Source organism: Calothrix sp. CCY 0018 (genome assembly GCF_963920925.1).
Classification (GTDB): Bacteria; Cyanobacteriota; Cyanobacteriia; order Cyanobacteriales; family Nostocaceae; genus Rivularia.
Map to the genome: position 1 here is coordinate 120,305 of NZ_CAWUDI010000013.1, position 22,592 is coordinate 142,896.

General features: G+C 40.0%; 20 protein-coding genes. 5 read left to right on the forward strand and 15 right to left on the reverse strand.

The genetic code is table 11. The features are described 5' to 3' along the window. Nucleotides 1-229 precede the first annotated feature (229 nt). Nucleotides 230-925 carry a TerC family protein gene (locus ACM03V_RS11890; protein ID WP_414620993.1) on the forward strand — a complete coding sequence of 232 codons (696 nt, stop codon included), beginning with the start codon at nucleotides 230-232 and terminating at the stop codon, nucleotides 923-925. A gap of 194 nt (nucleotides 926-1,119) precedes the next feature. Here the strand turns inward: ACM03V_RS11890 and ndk are convergent, their stop codons facing one another. Then, nucleotides 1,120-1,581, reverse strand: coding sequence for a nucleoside-diphosphate kinase (ndk, locus tag ACM03V_RS11895; protein WP_414620994.1), 462 nt, complete (start codon nucleotides 1,579-1,581; stop codon nucleotides 1,120-1,122). Between the two features lie 384 nt (nucleotides 1,582-1,965). Between ndk and speA the strand changes: the two genes are divergently transcribed. Beyond that, nucleotides 1,966-3,990 (forward strand): biosynthetic arginine decarboxylase, encoded by a 2,025-nt coding sequence (speA, locus tag ACM03V_RS11900; RefSeq protein ID WP_414620995.1) that lies wholly within the window; start codon nucleotides 1,966-1,968, stop codon nucleotides 3,988-3,990. Nucleotides 3,991-4,202: 212 nt separating this feature from the next. On the opposite strand, the gene ACM03V_RS11905 is transcribed toward speA, so the two are convergent. The 4 genes from ACM03V_RS11905 to ACM03V_RS11920 form a co-directional block, all read right to left on the reverse strand. After that, nucleotides 4,203-5,372 (reverse strand): sugar phosphate nucleotidyltransferase, encoded by a 1,170-nt coding sequence (locus ACM03V_RS11905; RefSeq protein ID WP_414620996.1) that lies wholly within the window; start codon nucleotides 5,370-5,372, stop codon nucleotides 4,203-4,205. Nucleotides 5,373-5,640: 268 nt separating this feature from the next. Next, nucleotides 5,641-6,468, reverse strand: coding sequence for a segregation/condensation protein A (locus ACM03V_RS11910; RefSeq protein WP_414620997.1), 828 nt, complete (start codon nucleotides 6,466-6,468; stop codon nucleotides 5,641-5,643). Between the two features lie 263 nt (nucleotides 6,469-6,731). Next, nucleotides 6,732-7,001: a LapA family protein gene (locus tag ACM03V_RS11915; protein ID WP_414620998.1), complete on the reverse strand. Its 270-nt coding sequence runs from the start codon at nucleotides 6,999-7,001 to the stop codon at nucleotides 6,732-6,734. Nucleotides 7,002-7,593: 592 nt separating this feature from the next. Then, on the reverse strand, nucleotides 7,594-8,649 hold the full coding sequence (locus ACM03V_RS11920; protein ID WP_414621030.1) for an AI-2E family transporter: 1,056 nt from the start codon (nucleotides 8,647-8,649) through the stop codon (nucleotides 7,594-7,596). A gap of 57 nt (nucleotides 8,650-8,706) precedes the next feature. Between ACM03V_RS11920 and pdxH the strand changes: the two genes are divergently transcribed. Then, nucleotides 8,707-9,351 carry a pyridoxamine 5'-phosphate oxidase gene (gene pdxH, locus ACM03V_RS11925; RefSeq protein WP_414620999.1) on the forward strand — a complete coding sequence of 215 codons (645 nt, stop codon included), beginning with the start codon at nucleotides 8,707-8,709 and terminating at the stop codon, nucleotides 9,349-9,351. A 193-nt stretch (nucleotides 9,352-9,544) separates the two neighbouring features. Here the strand turns inward: pdxH and ACM03V_RS11930 are convergent, their stop codons facing one another. From ACM03V_RS11930 to ACM03V_RS11945, 4 genes are all read right to left on the reverse strand, one after another. Next, nucleotides 9,545-9,934: a hypothetical protein gene (locus tag ACM03V_RS11930; protein ID WP_414621000.1), complete on the reverse strand. Its 390-nt coding sequence runs from the start codon at nucleotides 9,932-9,934 to the stop codon at nucleotides 9,545-9,547. 48 nt (nucleotides 9,935-9,982) lie between these two features. Then, nucleotides 9,983-11,635, reverse strand: a complete 1,653-nt coding sequence (locus ACM03V_RS11935; RefSeq protein ID WP_414621001.1) for a hypothetical protein — start codon at nucleotides 11,633-11,635, stop codon at nucleotides 9,983-9,985. Nucleotides 11,636-11,911: 276 nt separating this feature from the next. Next, complete coding sequence (locus tag ACM03V_RS11940; RefSeq protein ID WP_414621002.1) at nucleotides 11,912-12,751, reverse strand: DUF3153 domain-containing protein; 840 nt, start codon at nucleotides 12,749-12,751, stop codon at nucleotides 11,912-11,914. A 72-nt stretch (nucleotides 12,752-12,823) separates the two neighbouring features. Next, nucleotides 12,824-13,342 (reverse strand): hypothetical protein, encoded by a 519-nt coding sequence (locus ACM03V_RS11945; RefSeq protein ID WP_414621003.1) that lies wholly within the window; start codon nucleotides 13,340-13,342, stop codon nucleotides 12,824-12,826. A gap of 187 nt (nucleotides 13,343-13,529) precedes the next feature. On the opposite strand from ACM03V_RS11945, the gene ACM03V_RS11950 reads away from it, so the two are divergent. After that, nucleotides 13,530-13,925, forward strand: coding sequence for a hypothetical protein (locus ACM03V_RS11950; protein ID WP_414621004.1), 396 nt, complete (start codon nucleotides 13,530-13,532; stop codon nucleotides 13,923-13,925). Nucleotides 13,926-14,151: 226 nt separating this feature from the next. Here the strand turns inward: ACM03V_RS11950 and argB are convergent, their stop codons facing one another. The 3 genes from argB to ACM03V_RS11965 form a co-directional block, all read right to left on the reverse strand. Next, nucleotides 14,152-15,042, reverse strand: a complete 891-nt coding sequence (gene argB, locus ACM03V_RS11955) for an acetylglutamate kinase (protein ID WP_414621031.1) — start codon at nucleotides 15,040-15,042, stop codon at nucleotides 14,152-14,154. 357 nt (nucleotides 15,043-15,399) lie between these two features. Then, on the reverse strand, nucleotides 15,400-15,954 hold the full coding sequence (locus ACM03V_RS11960) for a shikimate kinase (RefSeq protein ID WP_414621005.1): 555 nt from the start codon (nucleotides 15,952-15,954) through the stop codon (nucleotides 15,400-15,402). Nucleotides 15,955-16,007: 53 nt separating this feature from the next. Then, a complete protein-coding gene (locus ACM03V_RS11965) occupies nucleotides 16,008-17,600 on the reverse strand; it encodes an NB-ARC domain-containing protein (RefSeq protein ID WP_414621006.1) in 1,593 nt (530 codons plus the stop codon). A gap of 492 nt (nucleotides 17,601-18,092) precedes the next feature. Between ACM03V_RS11965 and ACM03V_RS11970 the strand changes: the two genes are divergently transcribed. Further along, on the forward strand, nucleotides 18,093-18,287 hold the full coding sequence (locus ACM03V_RS11970) for a hypothetical protein (protein WP_414621007.1): 195 nt from the start codon (nucleotides 18,093-18,095) through the stop codon (nucleotides 18,285-18,287). 43 nt (nucleotides 18,288-18,330) lie between these two features. On the opposite strand, the gene ACM03V_RS11975 is transcribed toward ACM03V_RS11970, so the two are convergent. The 3 genes from ACM03V_RS11975 to ACM03V_RS11985 form a co-directional block, all read right to left on the reverse strand. Then, nucleotides 18,331-19,101, reverse strand: a complete 771-nt coding sequence (locus tag ACM03V_RS11975; RefSeq protein ID WP_414621008.1) for a LapA family protein — start codon at nucleotides 19,099-19,101, stop codon at nucleotides 18,331-18,333. Nucleotides 19,102-19,201: 100 nt separating this feature from the next. Then, complete coding sequence (locus ACM03V_RS11980) at nucleotides 19,202-19,819, reverse strand: flavin prenyltransferase UbiX (protein WP_414621009.1); 618 nt, start codon at nucleotides 19,817-19,819, stop codon at nucleotides 19,202-19,204. Nucleotides 19,820-20,045: 226 nt separating this feature from the next. Next, nucleotides 20,046-22,370: a ribonuclease R family protein gene (locus tag ACM03V_RS11985; protein WP_414621010.1), complete on the reverse strand. Its 2,325-nt coding sequence runs from the start codon at nucleotides 22,368-22,370 to the stop codon at nucleotides 20,046-20,048. Nucleotides 22,371-22,592 lie beyond the last annotated feature (222 nt).

Genomic DNA, 22,592 nt, shown 5'->3' on the forward strand with positions numbered 1-22,592 from the left:
GCTGTAGCAATCGTTAATTATCCTTGCATTAGATAACCTTTACTAACTACGCTTCTAATTGTCAATCGGATTTTACGGTAGGAAAACCATACCTAATAGAGCAAACTTTGATATTTATAAAGTTGCTTTTGGAGGTTAAGCTTTAAGTAGAGTAGCTTTTTATTACAAAAAGCGATAATAAACTTTCAATACCTGGTAACTTTTAATTGCGCTGTTTGAGAAATCCCTAATGCTAGAGCGAATTTTTGATTATCTTCAATATAATTTCAGTATTGAAGCAACTATAGTCCTACTTATTCTAATTTTTTTAGAAGCCATTCTATCGGCAGATAACGCGATCGCCCTCGCTGCCATTGCTCAAGGGCTTGAAGACAAAGAACTCGAACGTCAAGCGCTTAACTTCGGTTTAGTCGTTGCCTACGTGCTGCGAATTACTTTGCTTTTAACGGCTACTTGGGTACAAAAATACTGGCAGTTCGAGTTAATCGGCGCAGCTTATCTACTATGGTTGGTATTTCAACACTTCACTACCGATGAAGACGAAGAAGGTAGCGAACATACTGCCCGCTATGCATCGCTATGGCAAGTAATACCCGTAATTGCCTTTACCGATTTAGCTTTTTCCTTGGATAGCGTAACCACTGCGATCGCCGTTTCCGATACGAAATGGTTGGTAATAACGGGAACCACCATTGGTATTATTACCCTAAGATTTATGGCAGGTTTATTTATTCGTTGGTTGGATGAATTTGTCTACCTCGAAGATGCAGGCTATATTACCGTCGCATTCGTAGGCTTGCGTTTATTATTGAGAGTAGTCAACGAAGCTTTAGTTCCCCCTCAGTGGGTAATAGTCACTGCCATCGCAATAATTTTAGCCTGGGGATTTTCCAAGCGGACAGAAGAAAGCGAAAACACAAATTAGTTGTTAGTTGTTAGTTGTTAGGAGTAGGGAATTGGGCATGGGGCATGGGGCATTGGTAATTGGTAATTGGTAATTGGTAATTGGAAATTGGAAGTTAGTTATTTTTCTCCTTGTCCCCTTGTCTTCCCCATCTCCCCATCTCCCCATCTCCCCATCTCCCCATCTCCCCATCTCCAGAAAATCTTAGTTGTTAATTATTTAGAAAATTTCTCATTCAACCAAGGCATAACTTCTGGCTGCCAGCTGACTAATTCATCATTGCTGAACCATAAAGAAATTTCTCTTTGTGCGGTTTCGATAGCATCGGAACCGTGGATAATATTACGACCAATATCAACTCCAAAATCACCACGGATAGTTCCGGGTTCTGCTGTTAGGGGGTTGGTTGCACCAATCATCTTTCTCGCAGCAGCAACAACACCTTCACCTTCCCAAACCATCGCGACAACAGGGCCAGAAGTAATAAATTCTACTAAGCCAGCAAAAAACGGTCTTTCTTTGTGAACGTCGTAATGGGATTCAGCTAATTCCCGGCTGACTTTCATGAATTTCAAACCAACTAAAGTAAAGCCCTTGGTTTCGTAGCGGCGAATGATTTCACCAGCTAACCCACGCTGTACGCCATCAGGCTTAATGGCTAAAAATGTGCGCTCCATCACTATCTCCTATAAATTAATTAATCTATCACTTGTTATTTGTCCGTCGCGATTCGCTTTTTGTCAATAGGGAATTGGGGATTGGGCATGGGGCATTGTAGAAATCTTTAAGAATTAATCTCCCCTTGTCCCCCCTACGGGTTGCGCCACTTCTCTCAACGCGGCGGCAGTGGCTACAACGGAGGAAACCTCCGCAACGCGCTACCTTGGGAACCCGCGCCTTCTTAGTGGCTGTGCGATCACCCCATCTCCCCATTACCCCATCCCCCCATCACCCCATCCCCCTCTCTCCAATCCCCAAAAATTTATACCTTACGTATATTCCCACTTAAACAGGAATGCGTTAAATTGTATCGTGGGTGAAAGTAGGAAGGTGACTAGTAAATGGGTGTTGAGTCTGGTGCTACATCTGGAATAGGAAATTTCTCATTGAATGGAAAAAAAGCTAAAGCTAAATTCAGTAACAATAAAAAAATTCAGAAACTTTTGCCACCTAGTACGAAATCGGATTCGCCCCGAAGTCATTGGACGATCGAAGAAAGTGAAGCACTGTACCGCATTGAAGGTTGGGGACAGCCTTATTTTTCCATAAACGCGGCAGGTCATGTTACGGTTTCTCCAAAAGGCGAACGTGGTGGTTCTCTGGATTTGTATGAATTGGTTAAAGCCCTTAAACAGCGTAATTTGGGTTTACCTCTATTAATTCGCTTTTCTGATATTTTAGAAGACAGAATCGAGCGCCTTAATGCTTGTTTCGCTAAAGCTATAGCTCGCTATAATTATTCTGGCGTTTATCAAGGTGTATTTCCCGTAAAATGCAATCAGCAAAGGCATTTTATTGAAGATTTAGTCCGGTTTGGTAAACCCAATCAGTTTGGCTTGGAAGCAGGTTCTAAGCCGGAATTAATGATTGCTTTGGCGTTGTTAGATACTGCGGGAGCTTTGTTAATTTGTAACGGTTATAAAGACCGTGAATATATTGAGACTGCGATGTTAGCTCAAAGACTAGGGCAAACCCCAATTTTAGTTTTAGAGCAAATAGAAGAAGTTGATTTAGTTATTGAAGTTAGCCGCCAATTAGAAATTAAACCAATCTTGGGAATTCGCGCCAAACTTAGCACTCAAGGAATGGGACGTTGGGGAACTTCAAGTGGCGATCGCGCTAAGTTCGGTTTGAATATTCCCGAAATCATTCGCGGTGTTGATAAGTTACGAGATGCCGATTTGTTGGATTCTTTACAGCTTTTGCATTTCCATGTCGGCTCGCAAATCTCGGCTATTAATGTAATTAAAGATGCTATCCAGGAAGCAAGCCGCATTTATGTGGAGTTAGTTTCCTTGGGGGCAAATATGAAATATCTTGATGTCGGTGGCGGGTTGGGGGTTGATTATGACGGTTCTCAAACCAATTTCTACGCTTCTAAAAACTACAATATGCAAAACTATGCCAACGACATTGTGGCAGAGTTAAAAGATGCTTGTAGAGAACAAGATATTCCCGTACCAACACTTATCAGCGAAAGCGGACGAGCTATTGCTTCCCATCAATCGGTACTAATTTTTGATGTTCTCAGTACTAGCGAAGTACCATTAGAACCACCCGAACCCGTTCAAGAAGGTGAATCTCACATTATTTCCTATTTGTGGGAAACCTTCCAATCTATCAACGAAGAGAATTATCAAGAGTTTTATCACGATGCAGTTCAGTTTAAAGAAGAAGCCATTAGTCGTTTCAATTTAGGAATTCTATCTTTGAGGGAACGAGCCAAAGCCGAACAATTATACTGGGCTTGCTGCTATAAAATTCTTAACATCACTAAACAGCAAGAATACGTACCCGACGATATGGAAGATCTAGAAATAATTATGTCTTCTATCTATTACATAAATCTTTCTGTATTTCAATCGGCACCCGACTGTTGGGCGATCGATCAGTTATTCCCGATTATGCCCATACACCGTTTGGATGAAGAACCCACGCGGCGCGGTATTTTAGCTGACTTAACCTGCGACAGCGACGGAAAAATTGATAGCTTTATCGACTCGCGAGACGTTAAATCTGTTTTGGAACTGCATACTTTTAAACCGGGAGAAGCCTATTACTTAGGAATGTTTCTTAATGGGGCTTACCAAGAAATCATGGGTAACTTACATAACCTCTTCGGCGATACGAATACAGTTCATATTGAGCTTACACCCAAAGGTTATCAAATTAAGCACGTAGTTAAAGGCGATACGATGAGCGAAGTCGTAGGTTACGTACAGTACGATGCCGAAGACATGATAGAAAGAATTCGTCAGCGTTGCGAACAAGCCTTAGAAGCAAACCAGATCACCATCGCCCAATCCCAGCGACTATTGCAAACTTACGAACAAAGTTTGAGTCGGTATACTTATCTTTCTTCTTGAATCAATACCTCGGAACCTCACCCCCTTCCCCTCTCCGCTATTTTGGAGAGGGGTGTCCAAATCCTTCCCCTCTCCTTGACAAGGAGAGGGGTGTCCGCAGGACGGGGTGAGGTTTCGAGTGTGTTGGACTTGTACCCATTCCCAAAAATAAAACCCGGCTTCTCTAAAAACAAGAAACCAGGTTTTACTAAGTTTTATATTGTAATTCCCGCTCAGCTAGGTTTTGTCTCTAATAACTCGGCGATCGCTTGACGTTCTGCGGGGTTGTGAGCAGGTGGTGCTTGACGAGCATCGGTAATCAACCAATCCAAAGAAGCTGCTTGAACATCAATTGATGCTCCAGTTTTATCGACGCAGTAACGACCATAAACCAGCTTATCAACTAACATGACTCCAGGGCCAAGCCGAGAATATTCAAAAATCACGCTGTTTTCTACGGTAGCACCGCTACATACGCAGCAAGAAGGGCCAATATAAACTGGACCAACTATTTTAGCTCCATCTTCTATTTTGGTCATTGCACCAATGTAAACTGGGCCAGTAATATCTACTTTGTCCCAATTTACGGAAACGTTTAAACCAGTGTAAATTCCTTCTTTGACTTGATTACCGGGGATTTGTACGTTTTTAATTTCTCCTGAAAGTACACCGCGAATTGCTCGCCAATAATCAGGAACTTTACCAATATCTACCCACTCAAAGTCCATTGCTTGAGCGTAGAATGGCGCACCCATTTCCACAAGCTTAGGGAATAAGTCGCCACCGATGTCATACTCAACTCCAGAAGGAATATGTTCAAATATCTCTGGTTCAAAAATGTAAATACCAGTGCTGATATTAGTACTTTTAGCTTCCTCAACAGTTGGTTTTTCTTGGAATTCCTTAATACGGCCATCATCATCAGTAACAACAATACCGTAACTAGAAACTTCTTCCCGAGGTACAGTTTTAGTGACGATTGTGGCGATAGAACCTTTTTCTCTATGCCATTTCACTGCTGCGGTTAAATCCAGGTCAATCAAAGCATCGCCGCACATTACAATAAAAGTATCGTCGAAAAACGTTTTAAAGTCCTGAATTTTTCGCATTCCGCCAGCAGAACCGATGGCTTTTCCGACTAATTTACCGTTATTATCAATACTACCTTCAAAAGAATAACCAATTTCTACACCAAATCGCTGACCGTCACGGAAATAACTTTCGATTTCCTCAGCTAAATGACTAACGTTGACCATAATTTGGTCGAAGCCATGCTGCCGTAATAGTTCAAGCAAAAATTCCATCACTGGCTTTTGCAGGATGGGAATCATCGGTTTGGGAGTTGTGTAGGTAATCGGACGAACGCGAGTACCTTTACCCGCAGCCAAAATCATTGCTTTCATAAATACTTAGTCCTCAACCACAAGCCAGTTTACATAGATTAAGTGATACTTCATCATCTGTTTTTATTTGTATGAAGTCATCCCTAAAAGCACGGATAATGCCCTTATAATGCATTCATATAATGGGTATTGGCAGATAAAACTATCTGAAATTGCCAATATTCCAGTTTACTCACATTTGAGTATCCAACTCAAAGCTCGCATCAAAGCTTTCTCCAAAACCAGAACGACTTTAAAAAGCCATATCTGTTATCGGTACTCAAAAAAATTAACTTGCTGCTTGAGACATAGGATTACTATTGCATTCTGCAAGCAAGCGAATTTTTATTTCCTGATAGAAATCTTCTTGATACAACTCTACTTTCGACTGAGCCGAGAGCAACAGTAATGCCCAGAATACGCTTACTGTATGAGAATTTTCACCATGAGAATGATCTTTCCCCAAATCCGATATTGACTGAGTTTGCGACCACCACTCTACCAACTGTTCCAAATTCAGCCAGCTTTCTCCTAGATGCAGCTCGGCAGTTTTAGTCTGCAAAACTTTTTCTAATTCTCCAGCAACCTCTGTGAGATTTTCTTGATGTGCTAATTCTAACGCTGCCTTTAAAGTTCTAATACCGGGCTGGCGTTTTTTCGCCAAAGGTCTAGTTTTTTGTACCAGTTGCAGTTGGTTAGCCATTACCTGCAACTGGTCTATTAACTCTTGTAAACTTACCCGACGAGCGGGTGGAGGCATTGCCGAACGTCTTCGCCGCAACTGTTTCTCCAAAGGCAGCCTAGCTATACGCTCATTCAAGCCATTTTCACCATCAAGCAGAAACTGATCTTCTAAAGAAGCATCTAGTTCATCTTCTGCCGATTGCAATTCCATCAAAGTGTTGGCTTTGAATAAAACCAGCATTGAAGCCGATAAAAATGCTTGTCCTGACTGAGATAAATCTGATTCATACCTCTTCCTCCTTTTCTCAGGTGCCATGAGTTCTATATAACGGTCTATCACCTCAACTACCTGCACATCCCAAGGATCGATTTCTCCTTGTTCGGCTTGATGAATAAGTTGTGCGATCGTTTCTAAAAGCTCAGAAGCATCCATCGACAAGTACTAAAATTTTTGTGAAAGGGCAGAATTGCAGGTCAAAGGTTAAAGGTTAAAGGTTAAAGGTTAAAGGTTAGGAGTTCAGAGTTAGGAATTAGGAGTTAGGAGTTAAAAATTATCCCCTTATTCCCTTGTCCCCTTGTCCCCTTGTCCCCCCATCTCCCCATCTCCCCACCTCCCCACCTCCCCATCAAGCGTTAGCTGAATCGCTAGCTGTTGGTAAAGAAGGTTGTAAGGATTGAATTTGGGCTTGGTACTCTTCAATAAGAGATTCTAATTGTTGAATTTGAACGTTCTTTTGACGAACTTTTTGACCAGACCATAATAGTCTTTCTAAGTGAGTCCAAACGCGGTGGGAACCAAGCTAAAATCCCACCACTACCTAATGCTATAAGCAACTCAACTGAAATTGGTGCTTGTACTTCCATACCTGGAATTAGATGAATAGTTCCTAATTCTGTGTTTTCTATACTGAATAAAGCGAAAGCTAAACAAAAAATAAAAATTATCGCAAAATTTACTTGTCTCATTGGATATCTAGTTAAGTAATTAATTGTTGCTATTTTTTACCAGGTCTTTCCAATCAATACCCGCCATGAGTGGTAAATATTAGTTGTGCAACCTTGATATAATTCGTTACACGCATACGACCAATAAAGTATAAGAATAAAATTCACCAAAAAAGTATATCACGATATTTTTATACCTTTACTCAGAAAAAAAATAACATTTTAATTTTCGTCTTTATACTGAAGTAAGGTAAAAATAGCTACACAAAAGCTAAAGACATAATTTTTAATTAACTTTTCCCTAACTTTTCTGCCCTAGCATTCCGCTAAACGATATATTTTTCATTGGCATTTATCTATCCCTCTATAGACTACTTAAAATTTTTTTCTATAACCAGTATTAAAGACTACTAATCGGGAATAAGTTAGGAGTTATGAGTTAGGAGTAGGGAGTTAGGAATTAGGAAGGGCGTGAAATTATAAGAAGTGCGTTAACTGAGTGTGTCCGTCAGATTATGCATCTTGCCCAGCGAATAATCGCAAGCGAGCAAGATGCTCGCACTACTATTTTGAAATACACTGAGATAATTGATCGTTGATAACTGTTCACTGTTCACTGTTCACTGTTCACTGCTCCCTGCTTTTGAATAGCGTCGAAGGTACCTTTAACAGTTCCGGCGATGGGAATGGCAACTAAAGTTCCTAGTAATCCTGCAATCTCGAAGCCGACTAAAATCACCACGAAAATCCAGATGGGATTAAGTCCGATAAAGTTTCCTAGCAATTTTGGGGCTATCAAATTATCTTTGATTTGCTGCATCAATATTGAGAAGAATGCTAGTTGAGTTGCTAGCCACCAATTTTGCAGCAGCAGCAATATAGTAACGAAGCCAATACCTAAACTAGCTCCAATAAAGGGGATAAGTTGGGATATCCCTATGACTACAGCAAATAAAAAAGCAAATGGAATTCCGATAACTAAAAAAATTGGTGTAAGACTTGCCACCATGAACAGTGCTAGTAAAAATTGGCTGAGAAAAAAGTAGTGGAAATTCAACTGTAAAGATTTACTTAAAGGAAGTCGGATTTTTTCAGGTAAGAGATTTACCAAGCCATACCAAACGCGATCGCCATATAAAAGCATATAAAAAGCCAGCACTATAACTAAGATAGTATTGACTAAGGTTGATACCAGGGTTCCCGCAAATCCCACAGCACCAAGCGGTAATTCCTTGAGCAAGTTTTCGATGCTGGCATTAGTTTGGTTGGCTAATATTTTTAAGTTTATTAGTGGTAAGCTTCGTTTTTTGGCTATTGTTTCAAGTTGTTCTAACTGGCTTTGGAAGCTGTTTAACCAATCGGGGATTTTATCGGTGAGTTGGATAGTTTGATTAATGACAAGGGGTACGAGGGTAACACCGATCAAAATCAGCAGCGTTAAAGTCAATAATAAAACTATAGTTACCGCCCATTCACGGGAAATACGGGCGCGTTCTAAAAATCGAACTGGATAATTAAGCAAAAAAGCTAGGATTGCTGCAATACTTAAAATAGTAAGTGGATGCCGAAAGTAATGAAAAATTACAGAGAGCAGTCCCACATTAAGAGCTATAATTGGGGCGCTCAAACCATATACTAATAAGTTTTTTAGGGAAGCCCAACGGCGCATCCGCATATATTTTTTTTATTTTGTAGTATTTCTATATTTTGCAATCAAACAATTGTAATGGATAAAAATATAGCTGAACTTCGTCAAGATTATACCTTGCAGGGCTTAAGTGAAGCCGAGATCGATTCTAATCCTTTTGCACAATTCAAAGAATGGTTCGATCAAGCATTGAGTGCCGATATCCTAGAACCAAACGCCATGATGGTGGCGACTACCACACCAGAAGGTAAACCGTCGGCGAGAATGGTGTTATTAAAAGATTTTGACGCACGCGGTTTTGTCTTTTATACCAACTACAATAGCGATAAAGCACAAGAGTTAGCGGAAAATCCTCAAGCTGCTTTGGTGTTTTGGTGGGCAGAATTGCAGCGTCAAGTAAGAATTTGCGGACGAGTAGAAAAAGTCTCAGACAGTGAGTCAGATAAATATTTTTACAGTCGTCCTTTGAGCAGTCGTTTGGGTGCTTGGGCATCAAATCAAAGTGAAGTTATCGAAAATCGAGAAGTACTTGAGCAACATTTAGAAGAATTAAAAGAAAAATATCAAGATCGAGAAATACCTCGTCCGTCTCATTGGGGTGGAATTCGAGTTATACCGGCAGAAATTGAATTTTGGCAAGGGCGTTCGAGCCGTCTTCACGACCGTTTAATTTATACAAGAATGGAAGATGGTAGTTGGAAGATTGAGCGGTTGTCGCCTTAAAGATTGGGTGTTGGTAAAACTGGCGGTTGAAACCGCTGCTACGCAAGGCGAAACCCACCTCCGTGGGTTAATAGTAAATTATTATATCGGACTTCTCAAAATTTATTTCTAACCTAAAACCAATCCCCCAAAACAAAAGACACGACATTCGCCGTGCCTTTATAAACTTATCTGAGCAATTCATAATTCATAATTATGGCTTGATTTCTTCCTCATCATCCCAAGGAGGAATTTCTCCTGTTACTCTCGGTGTCAAATCGAATTTTTCCTCCTCAGATGGTATTTCTGCCGTAATTGTTGGAGGCTTTGATTTATCCTCTTGCTGAGAATCTTCGTCATCGTCCCACGGTGGTATTTGTCCAACAATTTTCGGAGAGGTAGAAGGAATTTCGGCTGTAATTATAGTTGTACGAATTTTACTGTTTTTCTTGGTAATTTCAGCTTTGCAATTTTGACTCAAATCTTCTTCGGTACTGTTTTCTGAAGTATCAGTTTTGCTAGCTTGAATATGTTCTTCTTCTTGAGATTTCTTGCTCAAAGTTTTGATTTTGATTGGCAATTTTTTGCCTTTTTTCTCAGACATCGCGATTCGTTCCTATATTTAATTCTATATTTGATTCAAGGAAGGCAATTAAATCCAGTTCATTTCCTTAAGGATTTCTCCGACGTGTTTAACAAATCTTTCCCCCGTCATTTCAGGCAATTCGTGAATCTTATCTAATTTCTTCATCAGTACATATTGCAAATCAGTAAATCTTTCACGCACTCCTTGGAAATCTGGATCTCTACTTGCCCAATCCCAAAGATTGCGATCGCCATCTCTAAGTAAGGCGTAAATTAAGTACTGACGGGCTTTTTGCTTTGTTTGCTCGTCACCGTTATTTTGGGCGCTAAAAATTGCATACCACGAAGCCAAATTGTACAAAAATCGCGAACTTAAATCGGATTCCGCATTCCACTGTTTCTCTAATAGCTGTATTTCTGTTTGAGCTTCTTCGACGAGAGTTCGATCTTTTGTTAGTAATTGCGCCATTGCTTTACCAACTTTAATTCTCCGTCTTACAGTTTCATCTTCACATCTCACGAGTGCTTTTTCGTATTGCAAAATCGCTTGTCGCTGAAGATTTATTCTTTTATTTTCCTGAAACTCTCTTCCTTGAGTGCTGTAAGTATCGCCTAAATTTTCATAAGGCTGATACCAGTTAGGGTCTAATTCTACAGCTGCTTGCAAATCTTCAATCGCTAATTGGTAAAAAAAGCTGCCATGAGTTGGAGCGCTGGCATAATTAATTACACCGAAAAAGTTATGTATTTGCGATTGATATCTTTCACACCAATTGCCTAGATAGTACCAAGGCACGTTAGCTAGCATTTCTCGTTTTGAAAGTTCCACCGCCAACCACCGAGTAGCAGGTTTTAATAACAACCTGAAACGGTCTTTTAATTCGGGATATGTCTCAATAATTGGTAACTCAAATTCTTCATCAGCTACAGGTTTAGATGCCGTTTTAGATGCTGTTTTCGCTACTGTTTCAATTACCGTGTCAGTTACACTTTCTGTTTTATTTTCTTCCCAAATAGTGTAAAGCTTAGAAGCACCATTTCCCTGAATATCCGTAACTTCAAAAGTTATTCCCAGTCTGTTGTAATCTTCACCTTGACTTTGCAAGATACTAGTTACTTTGGTTCCATAAGGGGGGAAAATAATTTTGAGCAAACTTACTAAAGGGTCGATTTGATCCGGTGTAAACTCGTTTAACGAAGCGACTAAATTAGACAGTCTTTCATCCGGAGTTGTTTGAGGTAGAGGTAACTTGTCTGGATGACGATAAGTTCGCAGCCCATTAACATTAATATGTTCTTTGAGACGTTGGTGAACTCCCTTCATTTCCCGAACCAATCTTTCTCGTCCCAACTGACTCAAACCTGGTAAAACAAACTCCATCCCTTCCGCACCAGAAGCGTTTGTAAAATTATCTACAATTAGTTGGGATGAACGGGAAGCAACTAAAATTATAATTCGCTGGATAACGGCAAGACTCAGTAAAATTATGATTACTTTTGCCAGAAAGAAAACGGTTCTGTTAAAGCTTTTATCTACTTTCTCCAGGTTTTCTAGAACTTGCTCCAAAGAAGTGTTTGGTTTTTCTTTTTCTTCTAACTCCGATGCAGCAACAACGATCGGTGTCTCAGTTTTCGTAGAACCCGATATCGGTGCTTGAGAGCATCCCGAACCAAAGTTAATCGCTACAAAGGTAAATACTAATACAAGCCTTTTTTTCACAACCGCTGCAATTTAATGGTTTTTGTGACAGCAGATATTTTCTGCGTATCATAAATTACGTATTCTTAACACGGATTTTTGGAATTGGCAACAGGAGGGGAAGGGGAGATGGGGCGATGGTAAGCCACTGCGTTGGGCGGGTTCCCCGACTTGTAGCAAGTGGCGCAACCCGGAGGGGGGGACAAGGGGAATTTGAACTTTTAACCTTTAACCTTAACAACTCCTAACTCGTAACTCCTAACTCCTAACTGTATGTCCCTTTCGGGACACGCTTCGCTAACACTGCTCGCTGTTAACTGGTGAAAATTGAATCTTTGGATCTGGCATAAAGCTGTATCTGAGGAAAAATCCTAATCCAACGAATAGAACAATTAACAAAGTACCAATTCCAACTGGGCTGGGAAGCCAGAAAACCGCTTCAAGGTGATTTAGCTGTCCGGATTTGAGTTTCCATGAAAGCTGCTTGTTGTTTTTCAGCGGTTCGATCGCATCTTCAGTTTCTTCAATGCCCGAAGCTCCCCAAGGAGTGTTCAAATTGAACTCCAAATCAATAATTGAGCCAGTGTTAGTTAAAGCGTTACCTTTACTGGAAATTAAACCCAAAGAACGCAAGTCTAAATCGTAAATTAACTGGTTCCGTACTAACAGTAAAAAATTACTCTGCTTTAAAACTAAATTTGATTCTATTTTCGGTAGCTCTGATTCCGATTCCGCTTTTTTAGAGCTAGATTTAGAATCATTTCTGGAGTTAAAAAATGTGTTGTATTTTCTTTGCAGTTCCCTACCATTGCTGAAAGGAATAGTTACAATTACTTCTTCGGGAGAAATTCTTTTTGCTGTTCCGTTTAGTTCGCGAGCGCGTCTTTCAATGCTATCCAACCATTCATAAACGGCATCGCCGCTAAAACTTGTTAGTTTCTCTGCCAATTTAATATGCTGTACGAATTTACCGTAATTAGCATTGTTGAAATTTACTCCTAAATCGTAATCCACACACCCAGAAAGTAACAGAGATGCTAACAATAAAATACATACAAGCCGTATTCGTTTAAAAAGGCTTTTAACTAATCGCGTCGAAATACGGGAAGAATTTCTTTGATAGCGAAATTGTGACATAATTACAGAGTTTAATTAGTTTATCGATTTTCAGATTTTGTTCTTGTTCGTGGCACCGCTTCGGATAATTGTTTAAAAACTTAACCAAAATAAGCTACCCAAAGTCACAGCAATAACAATTAAAGCCAGCCAGATAAAGCGATTGTCTTGAGTGTTTACCTGACTAAGATCGATAAACTCTACTTCCTCGACTTCTTTAACTGCGGGAGATTTTTTACGAGACGCAGCCACACGAATTTTACTTTTATCGGACAACGTTGCTAAATCGGGTATTTCAGTCATCCACTCTTTCGGACGTTCCAATTTAGGTGCTTTAAAAATATATTGCAATCGCTTGGCATCTTTACTGGTTTCTGGGTAAGGATGACGCTTAAGCAACTCGCAAAGCTCTATGGCTTCTCGATTTTGCCCAGACGCTTCATAAGCTGTTGCTAACCAAATTTGCACCTCACCACCAAGTCGAGTATTGCGCTCCAATAAAGCACAAGCCTTTTTCAACTCCTCAACAGCTTGGCGATATTTACCATTTTCAAAAGCAGCTTTACCATTACGGTAGCGCTGTTTAGCAATTTCTAAACTTTCAGAACTCACGTTGAAAAATATAAATAACCATCAGCCTTTATTTTGCCGTTTTAATGCAACTTTTTAAGAATATTTTGTAAAGGTAAGTATTTTCTTTGAGAAAAACTCTAAAATCTATCTAAAATCTATTTAAAATATAAATATTAGGTAGATTCACCGATCTTATAGCCCTCGGTGCTTAATTAGGACAATTATTATGTTTAAGAATACAAATTTGCAACCGTATTTTGCGGTTGGAGTTGCTGCTTTAATAGGTGCTGTAGCTGCACCAGCCTCCGCTCAGTCTGTAATCATCATTAATGACAGTACTCCCTACTACAGAGGACATAATCCGACTGTAGGTAATTTTATTTATGGAAGTCCCATTCCCACACCCATACCCGTGAATCCGGCGACGGGACATATACCTACACAAAGTTATTTTTCCAAACCCCGGAGATCGAGAACAATTTATAACTCTACATTTATTAATCCAGTTTTAGTTAACCCGACAATTATCAAAAGTCCCCGAAACCAAAGACGTTATCGCAACTCGCGGCGACGAGGTTATCATCAGCCAGCTTCGCGGATTTTGATTAATTCCCCTTGGTAAATTGGGAATAATAAAGCTAGTAGGTTGGGTTAGGCGGGTAACTATTTAGAGCATAAACTCAGAAGATTCAATTCCGCCGTAACCCAACTTCGTTGTTTAACAAGAAATATTATTACTTCTCTACAATACTGATGTTGGGTTACGAAACGATTAACATTAATTTTCGTTTTAATTTCAAATTGCCTGCTCGTGTCTAACCCAACCTACAAAACCCCAATCGCAACACTTACCCAAACTGAGAGCCAAGAATCATTGTGCCGATACCACCATCGGTAAAGATTTCTAGCAAAAGAGCATGGGGAATGCGACCATCAATAATATGCGCCGCACGTACTCCCTGAGCCAGCGAACGCACGCAACAGGTGACTTTTGGTATCATACCTCCAGCAACAATACCTTTTGAAATCAAGCCGCGAGCTTCTGTAATATCTACTTTGGCAATCAAAGTAGAAGGATCTTGATAATTTTCTAAAATACCCCGTGTATCGGTAAGCAAAATTAACTTTTCTGCACCTAATGCAGCAGCAATCTCTCCAGCTACTGTATCGGCATTAATGTTATAAGCTTGCCCCGTTTCATCGGCAGCGACGCTAGAAACTACCGGAATATAACCACTTTCGACCAAAGTTCCTAGAATTTCGGTATTTACAGAACTAACTTCTCCCACAAAACCAATATCATCTTGACCTTGGTGACGAGCTGTAATTAAGTTACCATCCTTACCGCATAAACCTACTGCTTTTCCACCGGCTTGGTTGATTTTGGCAACTATTTCTTTATTCACTCGACCAACCAATACCATTTCTACCACATCCATTGTCGCAGCATCGGTCACGCGCAAACCATCTTTAAACTGCGGTTCGATTCCTATTTTACCAAGCCAAGTATTAATTTCTGGGCCACCACCATGTACTAAAATCGGTCGTAAGCCGACACAAGATAAGAAAACAACATCGCGGATAACTTTATCCTTGAGGCTGCTATCCTTCATCGCGGCACCACCATATTTGACTACTACGGTTCTACCTGCAAATTTTTGTATATAAGGTAGTGCTTCACTCAACACCTTTACCCGACTAGCTGCATCCTGTTGAATATACTCAGTATCGTTAACCATCATAAGCAACATTTTATTGTCAAATGCGAATCATGATAGTTTAAAAGAATTTGGTGTTGCTATACAATAGTCCTGATTCGGGAAGTAACAATTTGTAGGTTGGGTTAGACACGTTAGCGTTCACGCGGAGCGTGCGGCTCAGCGTGTCCGGAGGACATAAAGCAAATTGCACTTATCACGAGAATATATATCCCAAGTGTCGTAACCCAACATGATCATTTTTTTGCCTTTCCCTAGTTATATTACAAAATACAGAGAATACAATGTTGGGTTATGGCGATCGCGATTAATTATTTCTGAAAAACCATACTTCTTGGTGCGCCATGAAGCCAACCGACAAAATACAATTCCTACTCGCTACTCCCGGTTTCTTATTCCCGGATTTTTCAAAACGCTGGGAATCTGTGCAAGTACTCGCTTGGAAATTTCTTCGGGGGTTTCCCCTTCTTGAAGAGTTATTCGTAAATCGGCTAAAGCATAAAGTGATTCTCGTTCTTTTATAAGATTGCCTATTTTTAATAAAGGATTACTATCTTGTAATAACGGTCTTGTAGTATCTTCTTTTAAGCGGTTATATAATAACTCCGGTGTTGCATCCAACCAGACAATTAAACCGTGATGCAGATAACTCCAGTTTTTCCGCTTTAATATAATCCCGCCGCCAGTTGCTACAGTTAACTTTGTATAAGCGCTAACTTGGGAGAGAACATCACTTTCTAGTTGGCGAAATTCAGTTTCTCCCTCTTGAGCAAATATTTGATTGATACTTTTTTTCGCAGATGCAGCGATGACTTCATCGGTATCTACAAACCCATATCCAAGTTCGCTTGCTAGTAAACGCCCCACAGTAGTTTTACCAGCACCCATCATCCCGATTAAGTAGAGGTTAATCCCTTGTAATAAGTTGTTCACGCTCTTGTAAGTCTTCTTTTTTCTAATTCTCACTCTACTTTAAAGTTAAGCATTTAGCGATTGACTTTCAGATGGTTTTTCAACTGCTTTTCAAAAATGCTGTGAGCAAACAATAGCGAACTCGCTTCATCTTGGCTAAATTTCAAATTTTCCTCAATCAGCTTTTCAATCAAATATTCACGTAATACCGGCGTTAGCGAAAAACCTTCAGGTACTCGATCGATTAGCGATCGCCTTTGTAATAATTCGACGGCTTCGAGGGTTAATCGCCCTGTTACTCTCAATACTAGTTCTTTTTGCAATTTCTGTAAGTCAAAATCATCATTGAGAGCTAGCAAGTACATAATTTGCTTTTCTAAAATAGATAAGCGGTTAAATTGCTCGTCTAACAAAGCGCGAATATGTCCAAAAACAACTGTCTCCTGTTGCAGAAATTCTTCTATATTTCCAGCAAATAATTCCACAATAGCTGTAGCAACTAATTTGATAAATAAAGGATTTCCCGCGTAGCGCTGCATTATGTGTTCGGATTCTTCTTCTTTTAAGTCCGCAAATCCTTTTGATTCAAGTATAGAAGAGGTTTCTAGCTTGTTTAATCCCGTTAGTTTTAAGGAGCGAACGGGTAAATTTTCTCCTTCGAGAGCAGCAATTTCTTGGGGTTTCTCTCTACTCGTTAACAGCAAACAACTTTGATGCTGAGATTCTCCCAAGCGTTGAATAAACTCCCCAAAGGCTTCATAACCGGGAAGATATTGAAAGATCGGCATATCTATATTGAAATTACCAGTTATAGTGCTATTGCTTGATAATACCCCTGAATAATCTTCAGTATTTACGTTATTAAAACTGTATAAAATTGAATCTATATGGTCTAAAACAATCAAAGTTCGAGAAGAGCGTAAACAGCTTACCAGTTGAGAAATACTAGTAGAAATACTTTGTCCCTTTGTCAGGGTTTGTGGGGATAAAACTTCTAAAAGTTGCTCAAAAATTACCTGTGGAGATGGAGCAAAACGTAAAGATCGCCAGATAATAAAATCGAAATTATCTGTAACTTGGGAAGCTAACTTTACCGAAAAAGTAGTTTTACCAATCCCACCCATGCCTAAAAGTACTACCAAACGCACTTGCTCTTGCAAAATCCATTTTTTTACTTGAGTTAACTCACTCGCTCTTCCGTAAAAAATGCTTGCATCTATAGCTTCTCCCCAATCTTGCATGGAATTAGATGCGATATTGGCTATTCCTGCTGCAATATTTCTACTAGTAGTTGTGTTGTGAGTCGCGACTTCGATTTGCAGCCAAGCTTTCTTGTAACCCGCTTTTTCCAGCAATTGAGTTACCCGACTCCAGTTTTTTACCTTAACCGAGTCCGAGGCTTGCTTGCTTAACAATTCTTCTATATATTTATATAATCCATTAGAAAGATAAACCCTAACAGTGCTGCTACTACGAGTTTTATAAACTTTGCTGGCAATTTCCGCCGGACTAAAACCGCATAGCAAACCTCGAAGGAATTTTTTTTCTACAGGAGTTAAAGCTTTTCCTTTCCCAGATGCCAAATCAATATACAACTTTTCTAAGTCCCAATTATTTTTAGCTTCACTAAATTCCTCTTCTATCTTTCGACGACTACTTGGACTCATTATTTTTACTGATTTATTTAAACTCGAATAGAGCTTATCTTAACCAGTTTCTAAGTATTTTTCTTTAAAGCAATAATAAATAACAATGAATTTATAACGAATTTACTAACGGTCGTTAGGTGACTTTTTAGTATCAACTTCGCTATCTTTGAACTTAACGGAAACTTAATAAAAAATCGTTGAAACTTTATTCAATCAATATAAGTCAATAATGCAGGGTCTAGTAAAGCAGGTTAAAAAGTAGTAATTTTACTTTAACTTAACGCTTTGTCTTTTACCATACATTTTGCTTAAAAATCAGATTGGTAATAATTATTTACACAATCATCAACTTTACGGTTAGCATTTTATGGAGTTTTAAATGAGAAGGATTTTCTATTGTCTCAGAAAAATTGTTTTATTTATGCCAGTATTCGCAAAACTTTTGACGAGTGCATATTTTATCTAAGAAAGCTCGTATAAACAAATGTAGTAGAGCAGAGGTTTTAAATAATGACTAGAATTCGTGATGTAGTTCAGAACGCTTTAGCAACTGGTTATTTAAGTGTAGAGGCAGAAAATCAGCTGCGCCGATTGTTAACAACCCATTATGAGTGGGAAGATTTTAGCGCTTTCGTGGTTCTCCAAGAAGCAGCGATGAATGGTAGAGTCAAACAAGAATCCCGCGAACGCTGTGGGATTAAGTAGAATCAAGCGGCGAATATTGATAAAAGTATTTATTATTTATTCGTTAACGCTGCGGTTTATCTTCTGAAAAATCTTCTTCCAAAAAATCCCAATCGTCATCATTCCCCTTGTCGTTCGATTTATCTGAAGTGCCTGAAACTGTTGATTGAGTCGGAGGTGGCACAATCACCCGATAATCGGCATCATATACTTCCGTTTTTTCTGCCCTAGAATCTTTTAAATCACTTTTTTCATAAGAATAAGAAGAATCAGCCGAGTCATAATCATTTTCTGGCTCTTCAAAATCTTCATAATCCCTATCATCTTGAATTTTTGTATAGCTAGAACGAGAATTAGATGTAATATATTCTTTTTCTTCAACATATTCTCTTTCTTGAGAATCCCAATCATCGTTAACATTTCTATCTAAATCCCAATCATCATCATCAGAATCCTCAAACTGATCTGATGATTGTGGTGAAGCTGGTGGGGGAGTAGATATTCTCTCTTTGAATTGTTCTTCCTTGAAGGCTTTTTCCTTGGAAGCTTTTTCCTGTGGAGTTCTTTTATTCACGCGGGGTGAATCGAATGGCTCGTATGATGACGTTTGACGCTGTTGTCTTGTACCACGGCTTGATAATTTAACCAAGCTGCTCATTAATAAAGAAGTCAACGCACCAGCAGCAGTGCTTAATAACATCCACACAGCCAAGGAAAGCGGTTGGGTTCGCAAGCCCAAAAAGACTAAGGGTATTGCAGGAGACCAATTTTGCGCTAGCAATAGCATAAGTCCTCCCAATACTGCGACTAAGAGAATCAAGCGAATTACAGCCATAGGAATTAAAAGAAGTATGGAAAAAGCATCAAGGATAAATAATAAAAATTTATTATTGCTTTAATTAAACGTTACTTCTTACTTTACACTTAACTTTCTATTAACGACCTTGCCAGCGTTTAATCGGGACACAATCAATATCAAGTTGATCTAAACTCCGAGCTACAACAAAATCAACTAAATCCTCTACACTTTGGGGATTATGGTACCAAGCAGGAATTGCAGGAACTATTCTGGCTCCTGCTTCGGCTAAACTGACTAAATTACGCAGATGAATCAAACTCAAAGGAGTTTCGCGGGGTACCAAAATCAACTTTCGTCCTTCTTTAAGTTGAACGTCGGCAGCCCTTTCTAACAAATCCGAACTTAACCCACCAGCTAACTTAGCTACAGTACTCATACTGCAAGGCATAATTATCATCCCTGAAGTACGAAAAGAACCGCTAGCAATATTCGCTCCCACATCAGCCCAAGGATGACAGCGCAGTTTACCCGCTGCTTTGACTCCAGCTTGCTCTCGCCAAAATTGCTCTTGCGCCTTCGGTTCCGCTGGCATAGGTGTACTATTTTCCGACTGCCAAACCATAAAGCTGGATTTGGATGCTACTAATTCGATAGCATATTCCGCTTCTAACAAAAACTTAAGAGCGCGAACGGCGTAAATAAGACCTGATGCGCCTGAGACACCTATTATTAATGGCTTAGCGTTATTGGACACTTGTTTGCTGAATTAAGGGAAATGGGGGAAATGGGGAGATGGTGAAGCCACTCTCGTGGGTCGTCTCCCGCAGTACGAGAGAAGTGGTGTTAGCGTAGCGTCTCCGGAGGAGATACCCGAAGGGGGAGATGGGGAGAGGGGGAGAGGGGGAGATGGGGAGAGTAATTAATTAATAATTCATTCCTAACTCCTAACTCCTAACTCCTAACTCCTAACTTCCTACTCCCTAGTCTTGATATTCCAAATCGTCTGACTCGTAATGTTGCGGCATATAGTAACCGGGAGAATCGGAATCGCGATCGCCTCCTCCTTCATCGTTACCTACAGTCACTAAGTCAATTTGCTGGCGGTAATAATCGACACTCTTGACCTGTACGGATACGCGATCGCCGAGTCGATAAGATGCGCGATTTTTACGACCGAATAATGCTTGCTGCCGAGCGCGATATTCATACCAATCGTCTTTGAGAGAGCTAACGTGTACTAGCCCTTCTACCCGCAAAGGTATGTTGCTAATTTCTTCAGTTTCTTGTGCTGGTACCTCAATTTCTACGAAGAATCCGTATGATTGAACGCCAGTAATTACACCACTGAAGACTTCGCTAATTCGCTGCTTCATTAAAGCGGCTCTTTTAAGCCCTTCTAAATCAGCTTCAGCTTCTTGAACTTCCTTTTCTCGATCGTTAATTTGGGTAATTACCCTTGCTAGATCGGTTTGTAGTTCTTGCTGTAGCTCCGGAGGTAATACGTTCCAGTTGATTTCACCGTGGCTATTACTAGAACGTAAATTCACCCGTTCCTTTATCCGAGTATTGCGGCGATCGCGTCCGTTTTCGATTAAGGCATAATAAACCCTTTGCATCAATAAATCGGGATAGCGTCGCAGGGGAGAGGTGCAGTGAAGATAACCGTCTGGTAAGGCTAAACCGAAGTGTCCTCCTTGATTGGTAGTGTAAGTAGGTGGCTTGAGGGTGTCTTGCAATAAATAAGTCAGAACTTGTTCGGAAGCAGATTCAGCAAATACTTTAGTTAAGTGTTGATAATCTAAAGGTTGAATCTCAATATCATCCGGTAGCGCAAGTTCCACTCCCAAATTAATTGCTAGTTTGAGCATTTCTTGAACGTCATCTGGATCGGGTGCCCCTTGAACTCGCCAAATAGCAGGAATACCCAAAGCATTCAAATGAATTGCCATTAATTGATTTGTTAACAGTACTAATTCCGTTAACAAAGTACTAACTGGCGAATCTGTTTCGGTAACACACCCGCTTGCACCTTCATCAAAGAAGGGGTTTTGTAGGATAGGCAGATTTAACTGTAAGCTACCTCTTGTTAAACGTTGCTCCTTGAGAACTATTGCCAAGGCTTGCAACTGTTGCAGCATTTCTACTACTTCGGGGGCTTCTTTTGTTTCAGCCGCAAGAACTCCCAAAGCTTGTTTTTGGTTTAAATCCGTATCAACATTAACTATGCTTGGCTGAATTTCCCAATCGAGAACAACTCCTGTTTCTCCATCTAAGGTAATCAGAAAAGAAATTGCCAAACGATCGCTTCCGGTAACTAATGAACTTCTTGCAGCTACAGCATCGGGTAACATAGACAAGACAAGTTTGCCTAAATAAACGCTTCTTCCGCGTTTCAAGGCTTCTCGATCCAAAGCTTCATCTGGCTTTACGTAATGAGAAACGTCAGCAATATGGAAACCTAGTAACCAATTTCCTTCTTCAGTTTCTTCCAGCGAGATAGCATTTTCTCTAACTTTTGAAGAATCGGCGTTAGCGCAAATGCAAATAGTAAACTTGTCTGTTAAGTCAAGTCGATTTTTTCGGTCTGCTTTGAGTATCCTTTTGGGCAATTTAGCAGCTACATCTTCGACATTATCCGAGAAAGTACGGGAAAGGTCGTGTTTGCAGGTAACTAAATCAATATCAGCAGCAGCTTCCGCATCGCTACCGAGAATTTGCACCACCTTACCCAATGGTGGGTACTGAGCCAAAGGATAGCGCAGCACCTGAACGTGGGCAAGATGATCGATAGCGTCGTCTAAAGTAACGCCATTTTGCCGTAATTTGAGTTCAAACAGCAGCCGATCGTCCAAAGGTACCGCGCGGAAACCTCCTTCTATCTGCTTAATTCGCGCTAATAAAGTGTGGTTAGAGCGTTCTAAAACCAGCTTCACCTCACCTTCAGGAGAACGTCGGCGACTACCTTCTTTGAGAACTCTAACTAAAACGCGATCGCCATTCCAAGCATTACTTAAATGGCTTTCTCGGATATAAATATCTTCAGCAGCTTCTATATCTTGAATTGCAAAGCAAAAGCCCTTAGAAGAACAGCGGAGTTTAGCTTCAATTAAAGAATCCTCAGAAAGACGACGGTACTTGCCTCGTTCTTTCGCCAAAATTCCGATTTTTTCTAAAACATCTAAGGCAATTTCCAGTTTTTGTATACTGTCATCATCTTCACAACCAAGTTTTTTTTCGAGAAGTTTGCGAGCTACCAATTTATCATCAGTGAAATTGGCAAGGAGTGTAGCGATTGAAAATTCCATGCGCTGAACCGACATAGAGGTTAAAACATCTTTTTTTTAATTGGTTAGTCTTCTTGCCTGTACCCTCACAAAAGGCAAAGAAGTCAATCAATTTTGGATTTTGAGTTTACGGAAAGTTGCTGAGTTCGGCTTCTGTCCCAGTAAACTTTCCTGCACCAGATTTTGGATTAAAACCCCAGATTTTCCGTAGGTTTAAGAGATTCTAGTAAGCCCCAATGAAAT

Coding starts and splice junctions, on each gene's coding strand:
- ACM03V_RS11890 (WP_414620993.1), top strand. CDS start 230: ATGCTAGAGCGAATTTTTGATTATCTTCAATATAATTTCAGTATTGAA.
- ndk (WP_414620994.1), bottom strand. CDS start 1,581: ATGGAGCGCACATTTTTAGCCATTAAGCCTGATGGCGTACAGCGTGGG.
- speA (WP_414620995.1), top strand. CDS start 1,966: ATGGGTGTTGAGTCTGGTGCTACATCTGGAATAGGAAATTTCTCATTG.
- ACM03V_RS11905 (WP_414620996.1), bottom strand. CDS start 5,372: ATGAAAGCAATGATTTTGGCTGCGGGTAAAGGTACTCGCGTTCGTCCG.
- ACM03V_RS11910 (WP_414620997.1), bottom strand. CDS start 6,468: ATGGATGCTTCTGAGCTTTTAGAAACGATCGCACAACTTATTCATCAA.
- ACM03V_RS11915 (WP_414620998.1), bottom strand. CDS start 7,001: ATGAGACAAGTAAATTTTGCGATAATTTTTATTTTTTGTTTAGCTTTC.
- ACM03V_RS11920 (WP_414621030.1), bottom strand. CDS start 8,649: ATGCGCCGTTGGGCTTCCCTAAAAAACTTATTAGTATATGGTTTGAGC.
- pdxH (WP_414620999.1), top strand. CDS start 8,707: ATGGATAAAAATATAGCTGAACTTCGTCAAGATTATACCTTGCAGGGC.
- ACM03V_RS11930 (WP_414621000.1), bottom strand. CDS start 9,934: ATGTCTGAGAAAAAAGGCAAAAAATTGCCAATCAAAATCAAAACTTTG.
- ACM03V_RS11940 (WP_414621002.1), bottom strand. CDS start 12,751: ATGTCACAATTTCGCTATCAAAGAAATTCTTCCCGTATTTCGACGCGA.
- ACM03V_RS11950 (WP_414621004.1), top strand. CDS start 13,530: ATGTTTAAGAATACAAATTTGCAACCGTATTTTGCGGTTGGAGTTGCT.
- argB (WP_414621031.1), bottom strand. CDS start 15,042: ATGGTTAACGATACTGAGTATATTCAACAGGATGCAGCTAGTCGGGTA.
- ACM03V_RS11965 (WP_414621006.1), bottom strand. CDS start 17,600: ATGAGTCCAAGTAGTCGTCGAAAGATAGAAGAGGAATTTAGTGAAGCT.
- ACM03V_RS11970 (WP_414621007.1), top strand. CDS start 18,093: ATGACTAGAATTCGTGATGTAGTTCAGAACGCTTTAGCAACTGGTTAT.
- ACM03V_RS11975 (WP_414621008.1), bottom strand. CDS start 19,101: ATGGCTGTAATTCGCTTGATTCTCTTAGTCGCAGTATTGGGAGGACTT.
- ACM03V_RS11985 (WP_414621010.1), bottom strand. CDS start 22,370: ATGGAATTTTCAATCGCTACACTCCTTGCCAATTTCACTGATGATAAA.